This is a genomic window from Streptomyces sp. NPDC006265 (genome assembly GCF_040613555.1).
Taxonomy (GTDB): domain Bacteria; phylum Actinomycetota; class Actinomycetes; order Streptomycetales; family Streptomycetaceae; genus Streptomyces.
The window spans coordinates 1-2,261 of the sequence record NZ_JBEXSH010001161.1 but is presented as its reverse complement, the minus strand read 5'-3'; the positions used below and the strand labels follow the sequence as shown (position 1 = coordinate 2,261).

Here is a 2,261-nt window from a genome sequence, read left to right as displayed (position 1 = left end):
GGCGTTGAACTCCCTCATCACCGAACTGCCCGACCGCGAGCGTCGCGTACTGAAGCTCTACTTCCTCGATGCGCTCACCCAGAGGGAAGTGGCGGCGATCGTGGGCGTGTCCCAGATGCAGGTGTCCCGGTTGCTCAGCCGATCCTGTGCCTTTCTTCGGCGGGCCATGACGGAATGCTGAGCGGGCGTGTCGCGCCCTCGCTGTTGGTCCGGCGCCGCGAAGGGCACTCGGACGCTCAGATCGCAGATCGTCGCGCCGGAGTTCCTGAGGAGACGACGAAGCCACGTCCCCCCGCTGCTCGACGCGACCTGGCGGGCAGCGACGTCTCCGCCGCGGTGCTGGGCGTGACCGACCCGTCGTCGTGGAACAGGACCTCGTGGGCCTCCGGCACCATCCGCCGTCCGGCGTACGGTCTGGCCACCGCTTCGGGTACGAGGCTCTGCGCCGTATCCGGCACCGGGCCAGCGGCGAGCCGGTGGCATCTCGCACATGGCGAGTTCCGGTCGGCACGGCACGGCCCGCCATGGGAGAAGGGAGCGATGTGGAAACGAAGGAAGGTCGTTGGTGCGCGGGCCGCGGCCCCTCTGGAGTGGTGCGACCTGTGCGGTGCCACCTTTCCGCTGAGCGGGTCGGTGACCGGATACGTCGCCGGCTCCTCATCACCGCACCCGGCCTGTGACTGGTTCGACGGCCTGCGCCGTGTGACGGCCTGCGGCGACCCGAACTTCGACGTCATCGGAGAGCGATACCTGCACGGCTCAGGCACCGGACAGCTTTTCTGGCCGACGGCTCGAAGCACACGCCCCTTCCTCTCTCTTCCCTCGCGCGGGTGAGCTTCGCGCCGTCTGTCCCGCGCCACTGTTTCGGCGAACCGCGGCGGGGGCACCCATGCCAGGCTCGGAACGGACAGGTGGCGGCTGAGCACGCAGCGCAGTCGCCGTAGTGGCTACAGGAGGGCGAAGACACGGTGCCCGTGGCTGACGACAACGGATCGTCCGGATCCGCCACGCACGGCGAGCGGCTGGTGAGCGTGCTCGACAAACGCCTGCCGGTCAGCTCCGCGGGCAAGGAGTTCCTTCGCAAGGCGTTCCCCGACCACTGGTCGTTCCTTCTGGGCGAGATCGCCCTGTACAGCCTTGTCGTCCTGGTGGCCACGGGTGTCTACCTGACCTTCTTCTTCGACCCCAGCATGGCGGAATCCCCGTACACCGGCTCGTACGTACCCCTCCAGGGCGTGATGACGTCGGAGGCCTACGCGTCCGTCATGCATATCAGCCTCGACCTGCGCGGCGGTCTGCTGATCCGCCAGATGCACCATTGGGCGGCACTGGTGTTCGTGGCCGCGATCGGCGTGCACCTGCTGCGCATCTTCTTCACGGGCGCCTTCCGACGACCGCGGGAAGTGAACTGGACGATCGGCGTGACCATGTTCATGCTGGCGCTGCTTGAAGGCTTCTGCGGCTACTCACTCCCCGACGACCTGCTCTCCGGGACCGGCCTGCGCACGGCCCAGGGCATCGTGCTGTCGATCCCGATCGTCGGGACCTACCTGTCGTTCTTCGTCTTCGGCGGCGAGTTCCCCGGTCACGAGATCATCCCGCGCCTGTACGTGGCCCACATCCTGCTGCTGCCCGGGGTGCTCCTGGCCCTCGTGGCCCTCCACCTGACGTTCGTCATCTACCACAAGCACACGCAGTGGGCCCGGCCCGGCCGTGCCAATCGCAACGTGGTCGGCAAGCCGTTCATCCCGCAGTACACCGCCAAGTCCGTCGGCCTGTTGTTCACCGTCGGGGGCGTCCTCGCCCTGATGGGCGCCCTGATGCAGATCAACCCGATCTGGACGTTCGGCCCCTACCGGGCCGACATGGTCTCGATCGACTCCCAACCGGACTGGTACGTGGGCTTCCTGGAAGGCGCGCTGCGCCTGACACCCGCCGCGGAGACCAACGTGGCCGGGCACACCATCGTGTGGGACGTCTTTCTCCCCGGCGTGGTGCTGCCGACCGCCCTGTTCGTCATCCTCTACAGCTATCCGTTCTTCGAACGGTGGATCACCGGGCCGATGCCCGAGCAGCATCTGTGCGACCGGCCGCGCAACCAGCCCACCCGCACCGCCCTGGGTGCAGCCGCCGTGTCCGCCTACGCCATCCTGCTGCTGGCCGGCGGGCCGGCCGGGTTCACGCGCGGCGTGCGCCTCCCACAGGTCGTGTTCACCCACACCCACCCCACCCCCCCCGTCCAGGTGCCGTTTCTTGGGTAA

At 68.1% G+C, this 2,261-nt stretch carries 1 protein-coding gene and 1 pseudogene; both read left to right on the top strand.

The window, feature by feature from the left end; translation table 11 throughout:
* Positions 1-181, top strand: a 181-nt coding sequence (locus ABZ281_RS46555; RefSeq protein ID WP_356664571.1) for a sigma-70 family RNA polymerase sigma factor, incomplete at its 5' end; no start/stop codon positions are given.
* Positions 182-1,022: 841 nt separating this feature from the next.
* Positions 1,023-2,168: pseudogene (locus tag ABZ281_RS46550) on the top strand (cytochrome b N-terminal domain-containing protein); the annotation flags it as partial.
* Positions 2,169-2,261: the final 93 nt, after the last annotated feature.